Source organism: Aeromonas veronii, from assembly GCF_040215105.1.
GTDB classification, from domain to species: domain Bacteria; phylum Pseudomonadota; class Gammaproteobacteria; order Enterobacterales; family Aeromonadaceae; genus Aeromonas; species Aeromonas veronii_G.
The window spans coordinates 1,036,451-1,055,756 of sequence record NZ_CP157875.1 but is presented as its reverse complement, the minus strand read 5'-3'; the positions used below and the strand labels follow the sequence as shown (position 1 = coordinate 1,055,756).

At 60.3% G+C, this 19,306-nt stretch carries 20 protein-coding genes; 5 read left to right on the top strand and 15 right to left on the bottom strand.

The genetic code is table 11. The features are described 5' to 3' along the window. The first annotated feature begins 137 nt into the window (after positions 1–137). From ppnN to ABNP46_RS05050, 4 genes are all read left to right on the top strand, one after another. Entirely contained in the window at positions 138–1,493 is a 1,356-nt protein-coding gene (gene ppnN / locus ABNP46_RS05065; protein ID WP_349921338.1) for a nucleotide 5'-monophosphate nucleosidase PpnN, read from the top strand. Positions 1,494–1,628: 135 nt separating this feature from the next. Continuing rightward, positions 1,629–2,444, top strand: a complete 816-nt coding sequence (gene xni / locus ABNP46_RS05060; RefSeq protein ID WP_349921337.1) for a flap endonuclease Xni — start codon at positions 1,629–1,631, stop codon at positions 2,442–2,444. Positions 2,445–2,594: 150 nt separating this feature from the next. After that, positions 2,595–3,602 (top strand): isocitrate dehydrogenase, encoded by a 1,008-nt coding sequence (locus ABNP46_RS05055; protein ID WP_349921336.1) that lies wholly within the window; start codon positions 2,595–2,597, stop codon positions 3,600–3,602. A gap of 118 nt (positions 3,603–3,720) precedes the next feature. Beyond that, the gene (locus ABNP46_RS05050; protein WP_349921335.1) at positions 3,721–4,164 is read left to right on the top strand and encodes a hypothetical protein; all 444 of its coding nucleotides are present in this window, start codon (positions 3,721–3,723) and stop codon (positions 4,162–4,164) included. Positions 4,165–4,273: 109 nt separating this feature from the next. Here ABNP46_RS05050 and rlmM read toward each other — a convergent pair whose 3' ends face one another. From rlmM to dinB, 6 genes are all read right to left on the bottom strand, one after another. Then, positions 4,274–5,368, bottom strand: a complete 1,095-nt coding sequence (gene rlmM, locus ABNP46_RS05045; protein ID WP_349921334.1) for a 23S rRNA (cytidine(2498)-2'-O)-methyltransferase RlmM — start codon at positions 5,366–5,368, stop codon at positions 4,274–4,276. Beyond that, positions 5,361–5,747 (bottom strand): DUF423 domain-containing protein, encoded by a 387-nt coding sequence (locus tag ABNP46_RS05040; protein ID WP_349921333.1) that lies wholly within the window; start codon positions 5,745–5,747, stop codon positions 5,361–5,363. The genes rlmM and ABNP46_RS05040 overlap by 8 nt, the downstream gene beginning before the upstream one ends. Positions 5,748–5,771: 24 nt before the next feature. After that, positions 5,772–6,407, bottom strand: coding sequence for an alpha/beta family hydrolase (locus tag ABNP46_RS05035; RefSeq protein ID WP_349921332.1), 636 nt, complete (start codon positions 6,405–6,407; stop codon positions 5,772–5,774). Then, positions 6,400–7,320 carry a transcriptional regulator GcvA gene (locus tag ABNP46_RS05030; protein ID WP_349921331.1) on the bottom strand — a complete coding sequence of 307 codons (921 nt, stop codon included), beginning with the start codon at positions 7,318–7,320 and terminating at the stop codon, positions 6,400–6,402. Before ABNP46_RS05030 ends, ABNP46_RS05035 begins: the two co-directional genes overlap by 8 nt. Positions 7,321–7,604: 284 nt before the next feature. Further along, on the bottom strand, positions 7,605–9,746 hold the full coding sequence (locus ABNP46_RS05025) for a methyl-accepting chemotaxis protein (protein ID WP_349921330.1): 2,142 nt from the start codon (positions 9,744–9,746) through the stop codon (positions 7,605–7,607). Positions 9,747–9,812: 66 nt separating this feature from the next. Next, positions 9,813–10,865: a DNA polymerase IV gene (dinB, locus tag ABNP46_RS05020; RefSeq protein ID WP_349921329.1), complete on the bottom strand. Its 1,053-nt coding sequence runs from the start codon at positions 10,863–10,865 to the stop codon at positions 9,813–9,815. A gap of 122 nt (positions 10,866–10,987) precedes the next feature. On the opposite strand from dinB, the gene ABNP46_RS05015 reads away from it, so the two are divergent. Further along, complete coding sequence (locus ABNP46_RS05015) at positions 10,988–11,194, top strand: hypothetical protein (RefSeq protein WP_349921328.1); 207 nt, start codon at positions 10,988–10,990, stop codon at positions 11,192–11,194. A gap of 80 nt (positions 11,195–11,274) precedes the next feature. On the opposite strand, the gene nqrM is transcribed toward ABNP46_RS05015, so the two are convergent. The 9 genes from nqrM to ABNP46_RS04970 all read right to left on the bottom strand — a co-directional run bounded on the left by nqrM (position 11,275) and on the right by ABNP46_RS04970 (position 19,184). Continuing rightward, a complete protein-coding gene (gene nqrM, locus ABNP46_RS05010; protein ID WP_349921327.1) occupies positions 11,275–11,499 on the bottom strand; it encodes a (Na+)-NQR maturation NqrM in 225 nt (74 codons plus the stop codon). Between the two features lie 89 nt (positions 11,500–11,588). Continuing rightward, positions 11,589–12,626 (bottom strand): FAD:protein FMN transferase, encoded by a 1,038-nt coding sequence (locus ABNP46_RS05005; protein ID WP_349921326.1) that lies wholly within the window; start codon positions 12,624–12,626, stop codon positions 11,589–11,591. 3 nt (positions 12,627–12,629) lie between these two features. Continuing rightward, positions 12,630–13,853, bottom strand: coding sequence for an NADH:ubiquinone reductase (Na(+)-transporting) subunit F (gene nqrF, locus ABNP46_RS05000; RefSeq protein WP_349921325.1), 1,224 nt, complete (start codon positions 13,851–13,853; stop codon positions 12,630–12,632). Positions 13,854–13,870: 17 nt separating this feature from the next. Continuing rightward, positions 13,871–14,467, bottom strand: coding sequence for an NADH:ubiquinone reductase (Na(+)-transporting) subunit E (gene nqrE / locus ABNP46_RS04995; protein WP_100857979.1), 597 nt, complete (start codon positions 14,465–14,467; stop codon positions 13,871–13,873). Positions 14,468–14,470: 3 nt separating this feature from the next. Continuing rightward, the gene (locus ABNP46_RS04990) at positions 14,471–15,103 is read right to left on the bottom strand and encodes an NADH:ubiquinone reductase (Na(+)-transporting) subunit D (RefSeq protein ID WP_100857978.1); all 633 of its coding nucleotides are present in this window, start codon (positions 15,101–15,103) and stop codon (positions 14,471–14,473) included. Next, positions 15,096–15,884 carry a Na(+)-translocating NADH-quinone reductase subunit C gene (locus tag ABNP46_RS04985; RefSeq protein ID WP_349921324.1) on the bottom strand — a complete coding sequence of 263 codons (789 nt, stop codon included), beginning with the start codon at positions 15,882–15,884 and terminating at the stop codon, positions 15,096–15,098. The genes ABNP46_RS04990 and ABNP46_RS04985 overlap by 8 nt, the downstream gene beginning before the upstream one ends. Further along, positions 15,874–17,103 (bottom strand): NADH:ubiquinone reductase (Na(+)-transporting) subunit B, encoded by a 1,230-nt coding sequence (locus ABNP46_RS04980; protein ID WP_349921323.1) that lies wholly within the window; start codon positions 17,101–17,103, stop codon positions 15,874–15,876. Before ABNP46_RS04980 ends, ABNP46_RS04985 begins: the two co-directional genes overlap by 11 nt. A gap of 3 nt (positions 17,104–17,106) precedes the next feature. Next, positions 17,107–18,450 carry a Na(+)-translocating NADH-quinone reductase subunit A gene (locus ABNP46_RS04975; protein WP_349921322.1) on the bottom strand — a complete coding sequence of 448 codons (1,344 nt, stop codon included), beginning with the start codon at positions 18,448–18,450 and terminating at the stop codon, positions 17,107–17,109. A gap of 428 nt (positions 18,451–18,878) precedes the next feature. Further along, a complete protein-coding gene (locus ABNP46_RS04970) occupies positions 18,879–19,184 on the bottom strand; it encodes a BolA family protein (protein ID WP_349922384.1) in 306 nt (101 codons plus the stop codon). Between the last annotated feature and the right edge of the window lie 122 nt (positions 19,185–19,306).

The following is a 19,306-nucleotide window of genomic DNA, read 5'->3' as shown; positions in this document are numbered from 1 at the left end:
AAAAAGCGCACAAACGCACTCGCCCCCTATTCCCCTCCCCACCTCCTTGCCTCTACTATCGAAGATGAGGGATGCTGTTGCATCCCGTTCTCTCCCCAGGGAAAACACAACGATAACAAGCGAGTGAAGGGGAAATTATGATCACCCACATCAATCCGGTCGGCAGCATGGACTTGCTGTCACAACTCGAGGTGGACCGCCTCAAGCAGACCGCCTCCAGCGATATCTATCAACTGTTTCGCAACTGCTCGCTGGCGGTACTCAACTCGGGCAGTCACACCGACAGCTCCAAGGAGATACTGGAGCGCTTCAAATCTTTCGATATCCACGTGATCCGACGCGAGCGTGGGGTCAAACTCGAGCTGTTCAATGCCCCCGAGCATGCCTTCGTCGATGGCGAAATCATCCGCGGCATCCAGGAACATCTCTTCTCCGTGCTGCGCGACATCCTCTATGTCACCACCCAGCTGGAATCCAACCGCCAGGTCAACATGACCAGCTCCACTCATATCTCCAACGTGGTGTTCGCCATCTTGCGCAATGCCAAGGCGATCCTGCCAGGGGCCGATCCCAACATGGTGGTCTGCTGGGGGGGTCACTCCATCAACGAGGTGGAGTACCAGTACACCCGTGCGGTGGGCAATGAACTGGGGCTGCGGGAACTCAACATCTGCACCGGCTGCGGCCCGGGTGCCATGGAGGGCCCCATGAAGGGAGCCGCCGTCGGCCACGCCAAGCAGCGGGTGCGCAACGGCCGCTACATCGGGTTGACCGAGCCCTCCATCATCGCCGCCGAGCCGCCGAACCCCATCGTCAACGAGCTGGTGATCCTGCCGGACATCGAGAAACGGCTGGAGGCCTTCGTGCGCCTCGGCCACGGCATCATCATCTTCCCGGGCGGCGTCGGTACCGCCGAGGAGCTGCTCTATCTGCTCGGCATCATGATGCACCCGGCCAACGAGCGCCAACCCATCCCCATCGTGCTGACCGGCCCCAAGGAGAGCGCCGACTACTTCCGCGCCATCGACGATTTCGTCAAGGCCACCCTGGGCGAGACGGCCACCAGCCTCTATCGCATCATCATCGGCGATGCGCCCGAGGTGGCGCGGGTCATGAAAGAAGCCATGCCCAAGATCCGCGAGTACCGCAAGTCGGTGGGGGATGCCTACTCCTTCAACTGGTCCCTGCGGATAGAGCCCGAGTTCCAGCTGCCGTTCGAGCCGGATCACGCCAGCATGGCGAGCCTGGATCTGCACCGCAACCAGCCACCCCAGCTGCTGGCGGCGAACCTGCGCCGCGCCTTCTCGGGCATAGTCGCGGGCAACGTGAAGGAAGGCGGCATCCGCGCCATCGAGAAGAAGGGGCCCTTCAAGATCCACGGGGACAAGGAGCTGATGCACCTGATGGACAGGCTGCTGGAAAGTTTCGTCAAGCAGCAGCGGATGAAGCTGCCTGGCAGCCAGTACATTCCCTGCTACGAGATCGTGAAATAGGCAAGCGCGAATACGCGATGATCCAGAGAGGAGCCCAGAGGCTCCTCTTTCATTATCAAGACCTTGTGTCAAGAGAGGGTTAGCATCATGCCCCCCAGTTGTTACAATGGGCTCCCAGATCTGCGAGAGAGCCCCATGTCACAGCCCAGGCCACACCTGCTCATCATCGATGCCCTCAACCTCATCCGCCGCCTGCATGCCGTACAGGCCCAGCAGGGGCTCACCCCGGTCCAGGCGCTGCTCGCCACCCGGGCCAACCTCATCAATACCTGCAAGAAGCTGCTGGCGGCCAGTGAGCCGACCCACGCCATCGCGGTCTTCGATGGGGAGAGCGATGTGCAGAGCTGGCGCAAGGGGATCTATCCGGCCTACAAGGAGGGGCGAACCCCCATGCCGGCAGAGTTGAAAGAGGGATTGTCCGAGCTGCAGGATGCCTTCTGGGAGTGCGGCGTCGATGCGCTGCTCTCCGAAACCGACGAAGCGGACGATCTCGTCGCCACGCTGGCCTGCGGGGTGGCCCAGCACGAGGCAAGGGCCACCATCATCTCCACCGACAAGGGGTTCTGCCAGCTCATCTGCCCGCAGATCCAGGTTCGGGATCATTTCAACAAGCGCTGGCTGGATGCGGCCTTCGTCCAGCAGCAATATGGGGTCGCCCCCGCCCAGTTGGTGGACTTCTGGGCGCTGACCGGCATAGGCGGCTCCAACATCAAGGGGGTCCCCGGCATCGGCCCCAAGACGGCAACCCAGCTGTTGCAGCAGCACGGGGATCTGGCCAGCCTGCTCATCGCCTGCGAGCAGGAAGACGCCGGCAAGGCCCTGCTCAAGCTGCGTCAGCACAAAGACGAAGCCCTGCTGGCCCAGCGGCTGGTCAGGCTGCAGCGAGACATCCCCCTCGGCTTCAACCTGAAAGATATCCGCTACCCGCCCCAGCCCGACACGATCCCATGAGTGAAAACCGGCCAGCATAACGCCCATCTCTGGCCTGGCTGACTGTTGATATAAATGGGAGATATGTAAAGAAACATGGAGAAAGTGGTGCAAAAATGGTATAAAACCGCCGAATCCTCCCCCTCTGTCCCCTAGAAGTGGATACGCCTCATGTCAAAAAGAAAAATTACCGTCATTCCGGGCGACGGCATCGGCCCCAGCATCATCGAATCCGCCATCCAGATCCTGACCCACGCCGGTTGTGATTTTGACTACGAATACGCAGACGCCGGTCTGGTCGCACTGGAGAAGCACGGCGAACTGCTGCCCCAGGCTACCCTGGATCTGATTGAGAAGAACAAGGTCAGCCTGAAGGGCCCGCTCACCACCCCGGTCGGCGGCGGCTTTACCTCCATCAACGTCTCCCTGCGCAAGAAGTTCAACCTCTACGCCAACGTACGCCCCGTCATCTCCTTCAAGGGCACCAAGAGCCGCTACGACAACATCGATATCATCACGGTGCGTGAGAACACCGAAGGCATGTACTCGGGCGCCGGCCAGAAGCGCAGCAGCGACAACCAGAGCGCCGAGGCGATGAGCATCATCACCCGCGACGGGGCAGAGCGCATCGTCACCTTCGCCTTCGAGCTGGCACGCCAGGAAGGGCGCAAGAAGGTCACCATCATTCACAAGGCCAACATCCTCAAGTCCACCTCGGGCCTGTTCCTGGAAGTAGCGCGGGAAGTGGCCAGTCGCTATCCGGACATCCAGAGCGAAGAGATGATCGTCGACGCCGCCTGCATGAACCTGGTGATGTACCCGGAGCGTTTCGATGTCATGGTCACCACCAACCTGTTTGGCGACATCCTCTCGGATCTCTGCGCCGGTCTGGTGGGCGGGCTCGGCATGGCGCCGGGTGCCAACATCGGTGAAGGGGCGGCCATCTTCGAGGCAGTACACGGCTCGGCGCCGGATATCGCGGGCAAGAACATCGCCAACCCGACCTCGGTGATCCTCGCTTCCATCCAGATGCTGGAGTATCTGGGGATGCAGGACAAGGCCGAGCGTATCCGCGATGCGGTACGAGCCACTATCGAATCCGGTGATCGCGTGACGCGGGATCTCGGGGGCTCAGCCTCCACCAGCGAGTTCACCCAGGCCATCATCGACCGCCTGTGATTGCAAGCAACTCATTGATTTAAAAAGGGAGCTTCGGCTCCCTTTGTTTTATCCCGGATCCCCCTACCCCCCACGCCAGATGAATACTATGTTCAAAGGGAGGATAAGGAGATCCACTATGCGCGTGACCTTCATCTTGCTGTTTTTCAGCAGCGCTGCCATGGCCCTGGACAGGCCCATCGACAATGCCTGGCTGACACCGCCGCCCCAGCAGGCCGAACCCGCCAAGCAGGTCTGGCAATCCACCGTGGATACCAATGACTTGCTCCAGGCCCCCAACCCCCTCTCTTTTGGCGTGGACGTCATGACCGACAGCAATGGCACCCGCAGCATCACCCCCTACCAGAAACTGAATCTGACCGCCGAGAAGAGCGTGACTCTTTCCTTCGAGAAGCAGAAACCCAGGATCAAGTTCAATGTCAGCGGCATCAATACCGCCGTCAAACTCAGGGGTGATGGGGTCAAGATGCAGTTCAACCCGAGCGACAAGACCATTCCCCTGCAGGTGGAGCTCAAGCTCACGGATGACGAGTCCATGATGCGGGTCGACTATCGCTTCTGATGGTCCCAGATAGCACGAAACCGGACGGGTTGGCCCGTCCGGTTTCGTTTTTATCGCTTATGCCATAGACCTCAGCCATTCTCGGGCGCAGAGGACATCGGCGGGTAGCTTATGCCTTGGCTTCCAGCTTGGAGACCCAGTACTTGTTGTAGACGTGCACCGTGATCTCTTCGCGATCGTGATAGAGCTGCTTGGCCTGGATGACGAAGGCGTTGTCGATCTCCTTGAGCAGGCCGCGCAGTACCTCGATGTTGTGCACCGCCTCGGCGTAGCGCTTCTTCATCGGCAGCTTGAGGTTGAACATCGCCTCCTGGCAGTCGTTCTCCCTGAACCAGTCGGCCACCATGTGAGTCACCCGGGCCGGCTTGTCCACCATGTCGCATACCAGCCAGTAGATGTTCTTCTTGCTCGGCCGCCAGACGAAGCCATCGTCACGGATGTGCTTGACCTGACCGGTATCCATCAGGGATTGGGCCATCATGCCGTTATCCACCGCGGTCACCATCATGCCACGGCGCACCAGCTGATAGGTCCAGCCACCCGGGCAGGCACCGAGATCCACCGCCTTCATGCCGGAAGTGAGGCGCAAGTCCCACTCTTCCTTCGGCACGAACACGTAGAAGGCCTCTTCCAGCTTGAGGCTGGATCGGCTCGGGGCATCCGCCGGGCAGCGCAGACGCGGGATGCCCATGTGGAATTCGGAGTTGTTGAACGAGTAGGAGTAACCCAGCATCAGATGGTCGTTCGCCAGGAAGAAGGCGTGGAACACCGGGCGGTGCGGCGTCTCCTTCTTGGTCAGAATATCCTTGCCGCGCAGGGCCTGGCGCAGGGGTACGGTGAACTTGCGGCAGAAGGCCGACAGCTCTTTCGCCTCGTTGGTATCGGCGGTTTCCACCCGCAGATCGCCGCAGATGGCGTACTCACTGGCCGCCTCCAGGATGGGAGTGACCCGATCCGAGAGACTCAGATCCTTGAGCTCATGGGTCACCACCAGCATCTGGCGGATGAAGATGAGCTCACGGAACGGCAGCTTGCGCGCCAGCAGATCCGCCTGCTCCTCGTCATACAATTCGAAGATCACATAACCGCTGTCGTCCTTGACCCGGGCGAAACCATAGCACTGCATGTTGCCGGCACGCTCGGTGATCTCTGCCGCCGCCTCTTTCTCAAAACCCGGGCGGCAATACAGCAGCAGATTATTCATTCTTTCCTCCAAGACGACAGCCGGCCCATATCAGAGCCGCCCATCCCAACATAAAACAGAGGCCACCGGCCGGGGTGATGAGCCCCAGCCCCTTGCTGCCGAGCAGCACCATGGCATAAATACTGCCAGAGAATCCCAGGATCCCCAGCACAAAAGCGGTACCGGCGAAGGTGATCACCTTGCCGCGCACCCCGCACCACCCCAGGATCAACAGGGCCAATGCGTGAAAAAATTGATATTGCACGGCGGTATGAAACGCCGCCAGACGCTCGGGACTGATCCCGGTCGCCGCCAGTCCGTGGGCCCCATAGGCCCCCAGCATGGTGGCCGTCAGGCCGAAGAACCCGGCCAGTACCAGCCAGTGTCGCTGGATATGCATCCCTCTCTCCTTGTTATCAAGCCATCAGCCCCGGCTCGGGGTGGTCGCGATGAAGTTTCTCATGCTGTCCGCGGCCAGCCGCAGGTTATCCTGCTCGCTGAGTCCGCTCGCCTTCCTCGGCTTGAAGCCATGGTCACCATCGGTCAGCCAGTGGACCGATACGGCGGGTGAGAAGGGGAAGTCAGCCAGTTCGACGCGAGTGCCGAAGGTATCGCGCTCCCCCTGCAACAGCAGGGTCGGCGTCTTGATTTGCTTGAGCACCTCGCCCCGCCAGCTGTCGGGCTTGGCCGGGGGGTGGAAAGGATACCCGAGAATGAGCAATCCTGCAGCATTCATCTCGTCGGCGATTTCCGCCGCCATCCGTCCCCCCATGGATTTTCCCGCCACAAACAGCCTGGGATGGGCAAAGGCCTCTGCCATCTCCCGCCAGTGGGCGAGCAGCACGGGCTGCCGGTCCGGCGGGCGGCGCTTGCCATCCAGGGCGCGCTTGCTCATGTAGGGGAAATTGAAACGCACGACCTCGATATCCGGCCCCGCCAGCAGGGCCGAGAGCCGGGCGAGGAAATCGTGCGCCATGTCAGCACCGGCACCATGGGCCAGCAGAATGCGAACGGGGGCGTCGCTCGCCCCCTCCCGGATCACATCCAGCGCCTCAGCCATCGGCGAGTCGGGCCCGCCGGCGGGCCTCCTCCTGCTCCACCAGCTCCAGCATCCAGTCGCGGAAGGCCACTATCTTGCCCTGGTCGGACTGCTGCTCCTGGCATACCAGATAGAAGGCGTTCTTGCTCACCAGCACCTGCTCGAACGGGCAGATGAGTCGACCCGCCTCGATCTCCGGCTGGGCCAGCACGCTGTGGCCGAGCGCCACCCCCTGACCATGGATGGCCGCCTGGATCACCATGGTGGAGTGGCTGAAGATGGGCCCCTGGTTCACGTTGGGCGCATCGATGTCGAGCTGACGGAACCAGGCCTTCCAGTCGCGGCGGGAGGTATCGTGCAGCAGGGTATGGCGGGTCAGATCCTCCGGCGTGCGCAGGGGCTTGGGGCCGCTCAGCAGCAGGGGGGCACAGACCGGGATCAGATACTCGGTATGCAGCTTGTCCGAGCGCAGCCCCGGCCAGTTGCCGCGACCGTAATAGATGGCCACGTCCACGTCGTCGGTGAGGGACCCTTCGTCCATGTCGACCGCCTTGATCCGCACGTCGATATCCGGGTGACGCTCGCTGAATTTCACCAGCCTTGGCACCAGCCACTGAATGGCGAAACTCGGCTGCAGGCTGACGGTGAGCGCCCCCTTGGCGCTGCGGGCCAGCAACTTGTCGGTCGCCTCGGAGATGGAGGCGAAGATGTCCTTGATGTCGAGGAAGTAGCTCTGACCCTCTTCGGTCAGCAGCAGGGAGCGGTTCTTGCGGCGAAACAACTTGATGCCGAGATACTCTTCCAGCGCCTTGATCTGGTGGCTGATGGCGGCCTGAGTCACGAACAGCTCTTCCGCTGCCCGGGTGAAACTCAGGTGACGAGCCGCTGCTTCAAACGCTTTCAGTGCATTGAGCGGAGGTAAACGACGAGACATGGGATCGGCCGACGATGAATTTTTCTAATGGGGCGCATTATAAATTGTCGGTTGCGGGTCGACCAGTGAATAAACATAATTCGCCTCGCAATCAGTTGTCATATGGCTCGCATTCTTTGCTTCCATGTTGGTTTACATGTGGTTTTTGTGAGCGAGCCGACAATGATTGTGGTGTTGTGTTTCTTCCTCTGCGGGAAGAAAGGGCTAAATCCATCGGATTTAACCCAGTCTGTCATCTGAATGTGTTTGGCGCCTCCGGTTGGATGGCGCCTTTTTTGTAATCCTTACACCTTGAACTGCCCCACCAGATGCTGCTGCTTGTCCGCCAGTTGCGACAGTTCCCGTCCGTTGTCGGCGGAGGTCGCCGCCTCGGCCCGGATGCTGTGGCTCACCTCGCGGATGTTGCTGACGTTGCGATTGATCTCGTCCGCCACCCCGCTCTGCTCCTGGGCTGCCGTCGCTATTTGCTCGTTCATCTGATGGATGGTGCTGACCGCCTGGATGATCTGCTCGAGCACGCTCACCGACAGCTCCACCTTGGTCAGCGTCACGTCCGCCTGGCTGTGACCCGTCATGATCGCCTTGACCACCGCCTCGGTGCCTGACTGCAGCTGGCTGATGAGGTTCTGGATCTCGACGATGGCGTTCTGGGTGCGACCCGCCAGGTTGCGCACCTCGTCGGCCACCACCGCAAAGCCGCGGCCCTGCTCTCCGGCGCGGGCTGCCTCGATGGCGGCATTGAGGGCCAGCAGGTTGGTCTGCTCGGCGATCCCCTGGATCACCGCCAGGATGTCGTTGATGTTGTCGCTGTTGGCGGCCAGCCGCTCCACCACCGGCTTGGCATCGCTGATGACCACCATCAGGCGGGACATGGCCGCCTGGGTATCCGCCACCACCGCCTTGCCCTCCTGGGCGGCCCTGTCGGCCTGGTTGGCAGCCTGTACCGCCGAGTTCGCATCTCCCGCCACCTGCAAGGCGGTGGCGCTCAGCTCCTCGAACGCGGTCGCCACCAGATCCACCTCCTGATATTGGGCCTGCATGCCGGCGCTGGTGCGATCCGCCCCTTGCGCCGCCTGCACCGCGCTGGCCCGGGTGCCCGCCACGGTATCGATCACCTGACTGATGGTGCTCTGCAGCTTGTCGAGGAAGTTGTTGAACCACTTGGCCAGCTCGCCAATCTCGTCGTCCCGCTGCAAGTTGATCCGCTGGGTCAGATCCCCCTCCCCGCTGGCGATGTCCTTGAGACGGGCCACCACGGTGCGGATAGGGGCGACGATGCGCTGCGCCATCCACCAGATGCAGAGCAGGGCGAGCAGCGAGATGACGCCACCGATGAACAGCTGGGAGAGGACGCTACGGTCGGACTGGCTCTCGAGATCCCCCTGCAACTGCAGGGCGGAGGCGAGCACCACGGCGCGAGGTAGCTCGATATAGATACCCCACTTGCGATCCGTGCCGCGCATGCGTACCGGTACGAAGGTCTGCAGCAGGGCGCCGTCCGGGCTCCAGCGTGTCACTACCTCCCCCTTGCCGAGCCAGCCGTTGAGGTCGCTCACCAACCCCTTGTCCTGCTGCTCCAGGGTGCTGCCCGGCGCGATCTGGAAGCCCTCAACCCCGGCGACCCGCCCCTCGTGGCTGAGCAGCAGCACCTTGCCCTGTCCGCCATAAAGGGTCTTGCCCATCTCCTCCACCAGACTCTGCAGGGTGGTCAGCGAAATATCGACCCCCACCATGCCGAGCAGGTTGCCCTCCTCCAGCAAGGGAGCCGTCACCGACGTCATCAACACCTGCTGGTCACCCACCTCGTCGAGATAGGGCTCCAGCAGACAGAGGGCCCGTGACTGGATGCTGCACTTGTACCACTCGTTCTCGGGATGACCGTTGGCGCCCGGCTTGGCATTCGCCAGCATGGCTTCGTCCATCACCTCCAGGGTCACCTTGCCATCCACCCTGGCCCAGTAGCTGGAGAAGCGCCCCTTGTCGTTGGCCCCGAGGGCGGTCGAGCCCTGATAGTTGGCATCTTCGCCATCCAGCTGATTGGGCTCGAACACGCCGTAGACCCCGATCATGTTGGCAGAGGATTCCGCTGCATCCTGCAGCTGTTGATTCACGGCGCCGCGCAATGCCTCGGAATGGACGAAGTTATCCGCTGCATTCTTGCGCTGAAACAGAATATTCTCGGCCAGCAAGGTGGCGCGAAAATAGGCCTCGTCGAGGTAGCTGGTCACTCTGGCCGCCTGGGTGGCGCCCATGGCCTGCATCCAGTTTTCTGCCGCGTGCTGCGCCTCCAGGGTAGTGGAAGCGAGCACCTGCTCCTGCATACGGGCCGCGTTGAAGAGGGATGAGGCGACCAGTGCAGCGGCACTGGCCAGGAGGCAACAACCGGCTATCAGGGTGATCCGTCCCTGAACAGAAAGAGAACTCATGCATGATTTCCTAACTTCTACAGATGTAACCACTGTATCGGATTTGGAAACAGAAACTTAACTAAATCAGCCCAGATCCAGGCTAAGTTGATTGCGCTCCCCGGTGCTCGGCAGCCCCACCACCAGTCCGAGCAGGCGAATGGGTTTTCCTTGAGCCCTGTGTAGCCCCTCGTGCAGCAGATCGTGGAAACGAGCGGCCTGATAGCTCCCCTTGCGATAGACGGTGGTCTGCTGAAAATCGGCAAACTTGAGTTTGATCCCCTGCCCCATCAGCATCTCGGCAGGGCAATCCTTGGCAAAGCGCAGCTCCAGCTCGGGGATGAGCCGACTCAGCACGGCCCAGCAAGCCTCCTCGTCCAGCACATCGCTGCTGAGGGTGGTCTCCACCCCTACACTCTTGCGCACCCTGGAAGCCTGTACCGGCTGATCGTCCAGCCCCCAGATGCGACCGGTCAGCATCTCCCCCAACTTGCCGAAGCGGGCGATCAGCTCCTCACTGCTCATGGCCCTGGCATCCTCGCAGGAGTAGAGCCCCTGGGACTCCAGCCGATCGGCGGTCTTGCGGCCAATACCGGGCAACTTGGCCAGGGGGAGCAGGCGGACGAACTCGTCCACCTCCTGGGGCCGGATGACGAATAGGCCGTCCGGCTTGCGCTGCTCGGAGGCGAGCTTGGCCAGAAACTTGTTGGGCGCCACCCCGGCGGAGGCGGTCAGCCCCAGCTCGGCGTTGATCGCGGCACGGATCTCGGCGGCCATCAGGGTGGCGCTGCCGCCGCAATGGGGGCTCTCCGTCACGTCCAGATAGGCTTCATCGAGGGAGAGGGGCTCCACCAGTTCGGTGTAGCGCAGGAAGATCCCCCTCAACTGGCGGGAGACCTCCTTGTAGACCGCCATGCGACCCGGGATCAGCACCAGCGGCGGGCAGAGCTTCTTGGCCAGGCCGCTCGGCATCGCGGAGCGCACCCCGAAGCGGCGCGCCACATAGTTGCAGGTAGAGATGACCCCGCGCCTGTCCGCCGAGCCGCCGATGGCGAGCGGCACCTCTCGCAGGGCCGGGTTGTCCCGCATCTCCACCGCCGCGAAGAAGCAGTCCATGTCGATGTGAATGATCTTGCGCATGACACTGTACAAATAAACAGTTAACTGAGCCCATGCTACCCCAGTGCTGTGATTTCTGCCAGTCGTAGCAACGCGGGGAGCATATAGACTCTTAAGGAACCCATCATCAAGGAGGAAGAGGGATGAACAAGATCTGGCTGGGACTCTGTCTGCTGCCCGTCATCACGGCGGCCAAGGATCACCCGACTGCCGAGTGCAGCTGGCTGTTCGAGCGTATCGAGATACTGGAAAAAGCCATCAAGCAAGGGGATGAGCTGGGTACCCGGGAGGAGCTGACCCGCAGGAAGGCCGAGTTCAATAAAAAATCCTGCCAACAATACGATTACTGAGCACTGGCCCTTGCCCACAAAAAAAGCGAGCCGACCTCAAGGTCGGCTCGCTCTGTCAGGCGCCATGACGACGGTGCCGCTCAGATGATGCGGTGCTCTTCCAGCATCTTGCGACGGGCCTCTTCCTTGGCCATCTTCTGCTTGCGGTTGTCACAGGGCTCCGGGCAGTCGCACTCCTTCTCGATCCCTATGGTGCCAAGGCCGCCACAGGAGCCGGAGATGGTCTTCTTCTGGAAGATGTAACCGATGGCCATGGCCACCACCACCGCCAGAAACACCCCGAAGGTAATCAGAAAAGTCTGCATGCTATTACCCCTTACTGTTTAACCGGATGCCGCGAGAGGCACCCGTGCACTCAATACGTCAACGCCACCCCCGAAGGGATGGCCGTTCATTACTTCTTCACCAGATAGGGCTTGAAGGCATCCGAGTAGGACTCTTTGAAGCCATCGTCCGTCTTGGTGATCACGAAGATGGCCAGCCCCTGCTCCTTGGCATAGGCCAGGCTTTTCTCTGGCCCCATGACAGTGAGCGCCGTCGCCAGCCCGTCCGCGGTCATGCAGGAGGGGTGGATCACGGTCACCGACACCATCCGATGCTGAATGGGTTTGCCCGTCAGCGGATCGATGGTGTGGGAGAAGCGCTTGCCATCCATCTCGTAGTAGTTGCGATAATCCCCCGAGGTGGCCACGCCGTTGTCCCCGGGCTGGATCACCTCCTGCACCGAGCCGACATTGACGGTCGGCTTCTCGATGGCCACCCGCCAGGGGTGCCCCTTGCCGTTGACCCCGTTGAGGCGCAGCTCACCGCCGATCTCCACCAGGTAGTTGCGTGCCCCCAAGGATTCCAGATACTCGGCGACCTTGTCCACCCCGAAGCCCTTGGCGATGGCGGAGAGATCCACATAGAGATCCGGGATGTCTTTTTGCAGGGTATCCGCATCGGCGGAGGTGATCACGTGCAGATTGCCGAGCCCGGTCTTCTGGCGGGTCTGGCTGATCAGGTCATCGGACGGTACCTTGGTCGGTTTCGCGTCCGGGCCAAAGCCCCACAGATTGACCAGGGGGCCCACGGTCACGTCCAGCGCGCCGCGGCTCTCGCGGCCAATGTGTATGGCCTCGGTCACCACCCGTGCGGTGTCCCGGGAGACCACCACGGGCGTGTTGTCCTTGTGCTGGTTGAAGCGGGAGAGCTCGGAATCGGGTCTGTAGGTGGACATCTGATCGTTGACCCGCTCCAGCAGGACATCGACCTCGGCCTGTAATTTGGCTCCATCCTGGACGGCGTCATCCGCCACCTTGATGGAGTAGTAGGTACCCATGGTGCTGCCGGTGATGTGGATCTCCGGTTTGGATTGGACCGTTTCCTGACCGCACCCAGTCAAGAAAAAGGCTAGCCCGAAGGCTAGCCAGGTCTTTACAACGCTGTGCATGGATTAACCACCAAAGTCATCCAGCAGGATGTTTTCGTCTTCAACACCGAGGTTTTTCAGCATGTTGATGACGGCCGCGTTCATGACGGGAGGCCCGCACATGTAGAACTCGCAATCTTCCGGCGCCTCGTGGTTCTTGAGATAGTTCTCGAACAGCACGTTGTGGATGAAGCCGGTGTAGCCATCCCAGTTGTCTTCCGGTTGCGGATCAGACAGGGCGACGTTCCAGGTGAAGTTCTCGTTCTCGGCGGCCAGCATGTCGAAGTCCTCGACATAGAACATCTCGCGCTTGGAACGGGCACCGTACCAGAAGCTCATCTTGCGCTTGGTCTTCAGGCGACGCAGCTGATCGAAGATGTGAGAGCGCATCGGCGCCATGCCCGCACCACCACCGATGAACACCATTTCGGCGTCGGTGTCCTTGGCGAAGAATTCGCCGAACGGACCGGAGATGGTCACCTTGTCCCCTGCTTTCAGGTTGAAGATGTAGGAGGACATCTGGCCGGGAGGCGCAGTCCAGTTGCTCGGCGGCGGGGTCGCGATCCGCACGTTCAGCATGATGATGCCGAACTCTTCCGGATAGTTGGCCATGGAATAAGCACGGATGATCGGCTCATTGACCTTGGACTCCAGCTCGAAGATCTTGAAGCGATCCCAATCACCGCGATATTCCTCGGGAATATCGAAGTTCTTGTACTGCACGTGGTGTGCAGGGGCTTCGATCTGGATATAACCACCGGCGCGGAACGGGACGCTCTCGCCATCCGGGATCTGCAGCTTGAGTTCCTTGATGAAGGTGGCCTTGTTGTCATTGGAGATGACGGTACATTCCCACTTCTTCACCCCGAAGATCTCTTCGGGAAGCTCGATGTCCATGTCGGCGCGCACGGTGACCTGGCAGGCCAGACGCTCGCCATGACGGGCCTCGCCCTTGCTGATGTGATCCAGTTCGGTCGGCAGGATGTCGCCGCCGCCGGACTTCACCCGCACCTTGCACTGACCACAGGAGCCACCGCCGCCACAGGCGGAGGAGACGAAGATACCGCTGCCGGCCAGGACGCCGAGCAGCTTGCCACCCGCCGGGCTGGTGACAGCCTTGGCCGGGTCGCCGTTGATGCTGATTGTCACGTCACCCGCGGTCACCAGCTTGGACTTGGCGAACAGAATAACTGCTACCAGGGCCAGCAGGATCACGGTGAACATGACCACACCCAGAATAATTTCCATCTATATTTCCTTTCCGATTACAGGGAAATACCAGAGAAGGACATGAAGCCCAGTGCCATCAGACCCGCGGTGATGAAGGTGATGCCGAGGCCACGCAGGCCTTCCGGAACATCGGAATACTTCATCTTCTCGCGGATCCCTGCCATCGCGACGATGGCCAGCATCCAACCGGCACCCGAGCCCACGCCATAGACCACAGACTCCACGAAGTTGTAGTCACGCTGCACCATGAAGGAGACGCCACCGAAGATGGCGCAGTTCACGGTGATGAGCGGCAGGAAGATACCCAGGGCGTTGTAGAGCGCGGGGAAATACTTGTCCAGCGCCATCTCCAGGATCTGTACCAGGGCCGCAATCACACCGATGAAGGTGATGAAGCTCAGGAAGCTCAGATCCAGGCCCTGTACCAGGGCGCCGTCTTTCAGCACATAGTTGTAGATCAGGTTGTTGGCCGGTACGGCAACAGTCTGTACCACAATCACGGCGATACCCAGACCCATGGCGGTCTTGACCTTCTTGGACACCGCCAGGAAGGTACACATCCCCAGGAAGAAGGAGAGCGCCAGGTTTTCGATGAAGATCGAACGAATCAACAGACTCAGATAGTGTTCCATACCTTAATCCTTTGCCTCCACCTGCTTGGGATCCTTGGTGCGTACGCCCCAGATGATCAGACCAATGATGAAGAATGCACTCGGCGGCAGCAGCAGCAGGCCGTTAGGCACATACCAGCCACCGTTGTTCACCAGCGGCAGCAGCTCGATGCCGAACCAGGTGCCGGACCCCAGGATCTCGCGCACCGTGGCCACGGCCAGCAGCACGGCACCGTAGCCCAGACCGTTGCCGATCCCGTCCAGGAAGGAGGGCAGCGGGGCGCTCTTCATGGCATAGGCTTCGGCACGACCCATCACGATACAGTTGGTGATGATGAGGCCGACGAACACCGACAACTGCTTGGAGATGTCATAGGCATACGCCTTGAGCACCTGGTCAACCACGATAACCAGGGATGCGATCACCGCCATCTGGGCGATGATCCGCACGCTGTTCGGAATGTGGTTGCGGATCAAGGAGATGAACAGGTTGGAGAAGGCGGTGACCGCGGTAACGGCCAGCGTCATCACGAACGCTGTCTTCATCTGGCTGGTAACGGCCAGCGCGGAACAGACACCCAGCACCTGCAGTGCGATGGGGTTGTTGCCGAGCACAGGCGTCAACAGCAATTTTTTCATTTCGCTCTTGTCAGCCATTGTTGATTTCTCCTGCACGTACCTTGGCCAGGAAGGGACCGAAGCCCTTGGGACCCATCCAGAAGTCGAAGGTGTGCTGTACGCCATTGCCGGTCAGGGTTGCACCGGACAGGCCATCGATTTCATGCTCGGAGCCTGCCGGAGCATGGCCCTTGATCACGCGCAGCGCCGGCTGACCGTCCTGATCGAACAGCTTCTTGCCGACGAACAGTTCGCGCCAGGCCGGGTTCTCGATCTCGCCGCCCAGACCCGGGGTTTCGCCGTGATCATAGTAGGTGATGCCTTTGACGGTCTGACCGTCGGCCGCGACCGCGACGAAGGCATACATGGTGGACCACAGACCCTGGCCGTAGATCGGCAGGATGATGTTGTCGACCTTGCCGTCGGCATCCTTGGCAAAGAACACGGGAACCAGCTTGGAGATTTGACGCAGGCCAGCCTTGTCGTCGGCCGGGGCCAGACGGATGTTCTGGGCCGGATCCTTGGCGGCGACCTTGGTGTCGAAGTTGTCGGCATCGCCGTCAACGAACTCACCGGTAGTCAAATCCACCAGACGCGCTTCAATCTTGTCGCCATACAACTGGGCCAGGTCACGCTTGGCCACAGAACTGACATCGACACCGGCGACGGACAGGATATTGCTTTGCTTGTCCAGCGCCTTGTTTTCCAGCTGGGCCGGACGCAGTCCCACGGCGGCCACGGAGACCACGATGGAACAGACCAGGCACAGACCGGTTACGACGGTGAGGGTGCCGATAGTAGAGTCTTTATTAAAGGCCACGTGCGATCCTCCGCTTGATGTTCGCCTGTGCCACGAAATGGTCAAACAAGGGGGCAAACAGGTTGGCAAACAGAATGGCCAGCATCATGCCTTCCGGGAACGCGGGGTTCACGACCCGGATCAGCACCACCATGACGCCGATGAGGGCGCCATACCACCACTTGCCCTTGTTGGTAAAGGCAGCGGAGACCGGATCGGTCGCCATGAACGCCATACCGAAGGCGAAGCCACCCAGCACCAGATGCCAGTGCCACGGCATGTTGAACATGGGGTTGGTATCGGAACCGATGACGTTGAACAGCAGAGAGGTCGCAACCATACCGATCATCACACCGGCGATGATGCGCCAGGAGGCGATCCGCATGTAGACGATCATGGCCGCACCGATGAGGATCATCAGGGTGGAGACTTCACCGATGGAACCTGGCAGGTTGCCGAGGAAGGCATCCATCCAGCTGATGGCTTCGCCGGTCGCACCGTTGATCAGCGCCATCTGGCCGCCCTGGGCCCACTGGCTCAGCGCAGTCGCACCGGAGTAGCCGTCGACGGCAACCCAGACAGCATCACCGGAGATCTGGCCCGGGTAGGCGAAGAACAGGAAGGCACGACCCGCCAGCGCCGGGTTCAGGAAGTTCTTGCCGGTACCACCGAACACTTCCTTGGCCAGCACCACGCCGAAGGTAATGCCGAGAGCGGCTTGCCACAGGGGCAGCTCGGGCGGCACGATCAGGGCGAACAGGATGGAGGTCACGAAGAAGCCTTCGTTGATCTCGTGCTTGCGCACCATGGCGAACAGCACTTCCCAGAAACCACCGACGATGAAGACGGTGATGTAGATCGGGAAGAAGTGCGCCGCACCGATCAGCATCTTGCTGCCGACGCCGGCCACGGCCGGATCCAGCGAGGCACCCAGCAGGGTGGCGATGGTGTATTGCCAGGTATCGGCACCGGCCGCGCTGCCCAGATGGGCGATGGCGGCGATGGACTGGTTGCCGACGTTGTACATGCCCCAGAACATGGCCGGGAACACGGCCAGCCACACCATGATCATCATGCGTTTCAGATCGATGGCGTCACGGACGTGAGCGGCATTGCGGGTCACGGACCCGGGGGTATAAAACAGGGTGTACGCCGCTTCGAACAGGGCATAGTACTTAGCGTACTTGCCACCCGGCTCGAAGTGATGTTCCATATTTTCAAGAAGTTGCTTGAAACTCATCGCTTAACCTTCCAGTTCTATCTTGGTCAGGCACTCACGCAAGATCGGGCCGTATTCGGTCTTGCCGGGGCAGACGAAGGTACAGAGCGCCAAATCTTCCTCATCCAGCTCCAGGCAGCCGAGCGCCTGGGCGCTGTCGCTATCACCGGAGATCAGATCCCGCAGCAGCAGGGTCGGCAGGATGTCGAGCGGCATCACGCGCTCATAGTTGCCGATAGGCACCATGGAGCGATCACTACCGTTGGTGGTGGTCGTGAAGTTGATGAGCTTGCCTTTCACCAGGTGCGCCAAGGTGGTGCGGGTGATGGAGAACTTGTTGGCACTGGGGTTGACCCAGCCCAGGAACTCTTTCTCTCGGCCTTCGCCCAGCACGCTCACCTGGTTGTGATAACGGCCAAGGTAGTCATGGACTCCCGCAGCCTTGGAACCACTCAGGATGGAACCGGAGATGACACGGTTCTCGTCGGCGCGCAGCTCGTTGTTGGTCAACTGGCTGATGCAGGCGCCCAGACGGGTGCGCAGCAGGCGCGGCTTGACCACGTTCGGACCGGCCAGGGAGATCACCTTGTCGGTGAAGATCTGACCCGTGGTGAACAGCTTGCCGTAGGCGATCACATCCTGATAGTTGATGTGCCACTGCACTTTCTTGGCACCGACCGGGTCCAGGAAGTGGATATGGGTGCCAGGCAGACCGGCAGGGTGCGGACCGACGAAGACGGCTTCTTTGACTTGTGCCAGTTCGGCATGGGGTAGGCTCGCCTCGCCCTTGCAGACGTGAACGGCGCCATCAGTCAAACGGGTCAGCACGGCCAGACCATCGAGGAAAGCCTGTGACTGTTCCTTGATGATGATCTCGGCATTGGCTGCCAGCGGGTTGGTGTCCATGGCGGTGACGAAGATGGCACGGGGGGTGGAACCCACGGCCGGCACCTTGCTGAATGGACGGGTACGCAGCGCGGTCCACTGACCTGACGCGACCAGGATCTCCTGCACCTTGCTGCGCTCGAGCTGTGCAAGCTCGGCAGACGCAAAGTGTTCAAAGGTTACCTGCTCGTCGGAGCCATCGAGATCGATGACGACAGATTGCAGAACACGCTTGGCACCACGGTTGATCTCAGAAACCACACCGGTGGCAGGGGCCGTGAATTTAACGCCGGGATTCTTCTTATCTTCGAAGAGCTCCTGACCTTTAATGACGCGATCACCTACTTTGACGAACATAGTAGGACGCATCCCCACGAACTCTTCGCCGAGTGTAGCAACACGGGTGATGGCCGGGCCATCGTAGATTACTTGCTCCGGAGCACCCAGCACGGGGATGTCCAGTCCTCTTTTAATTGTAATCATACTCACTTGCACTACCGTTAAGGGAAGACAGGTTGGTTAGCGCCGAGAAATACATCACGACGAGTTGTTGAATGAGCCCGCCTACATCGCGACAAAATGTCGAAAAAACAAACAAATTAGCAACATACAGGATCATTCAAAAGCGCCTGAGTTTACCACCTTAGGCAAGTTAGCTGCCATGCCAAATGGGGAAAATCCCCGCGCTATCACAAAATTAACCCCCATTGAATATTTCCTCCTCATCTCCGCAAGCCGTGGTTTTAAAGGATTTTTCGTCCAGATAACCCTATGGGGGTATTTTTGTACGTCAGACAGGTAATTAGAAAAAGTAATCCGATACTCCATCGACCGCAGATGGAACACCGGTCACCCCGATTCGTGACGGAACCGTTAATTGTTGAAAAATTAGGTAATAAAAACGTCAATTATCACGCGAAGGGGGGCTTGCTGACACAGCTCGGCGTGGTTGGCGCCTGCTCCCGTTGCTGCCATTCAGTCTCGGTATAGGTATGCAGGGCCAGCGCATGAATAGCACCAGCCAGTTCGTCGGCCAACAGGCCGTTGACCTGACGATGACGACCGATCAGCCGTTGCCCCTCGAACGCCTGGCTCACGACAATGACCTTGAAGTGGCTCTCTGAACCCGGCGCCACCCGGTGCATATAGCTCTCGTTGATCACTTCCAGATGACTGGGGGACAAGGCGGCCAGTTTGGCCTCGATCTGTTGTTGCATGCTCACGACAAACACTCCCAAGATGGATGTCCGGCCATTGTAAGCCAGAGCCGACCCGGGATAAATCACGCCGAGGGCCTTATGAGCCAGTCACGCACCGGGCTGGTGAAATTCTGCGTCCC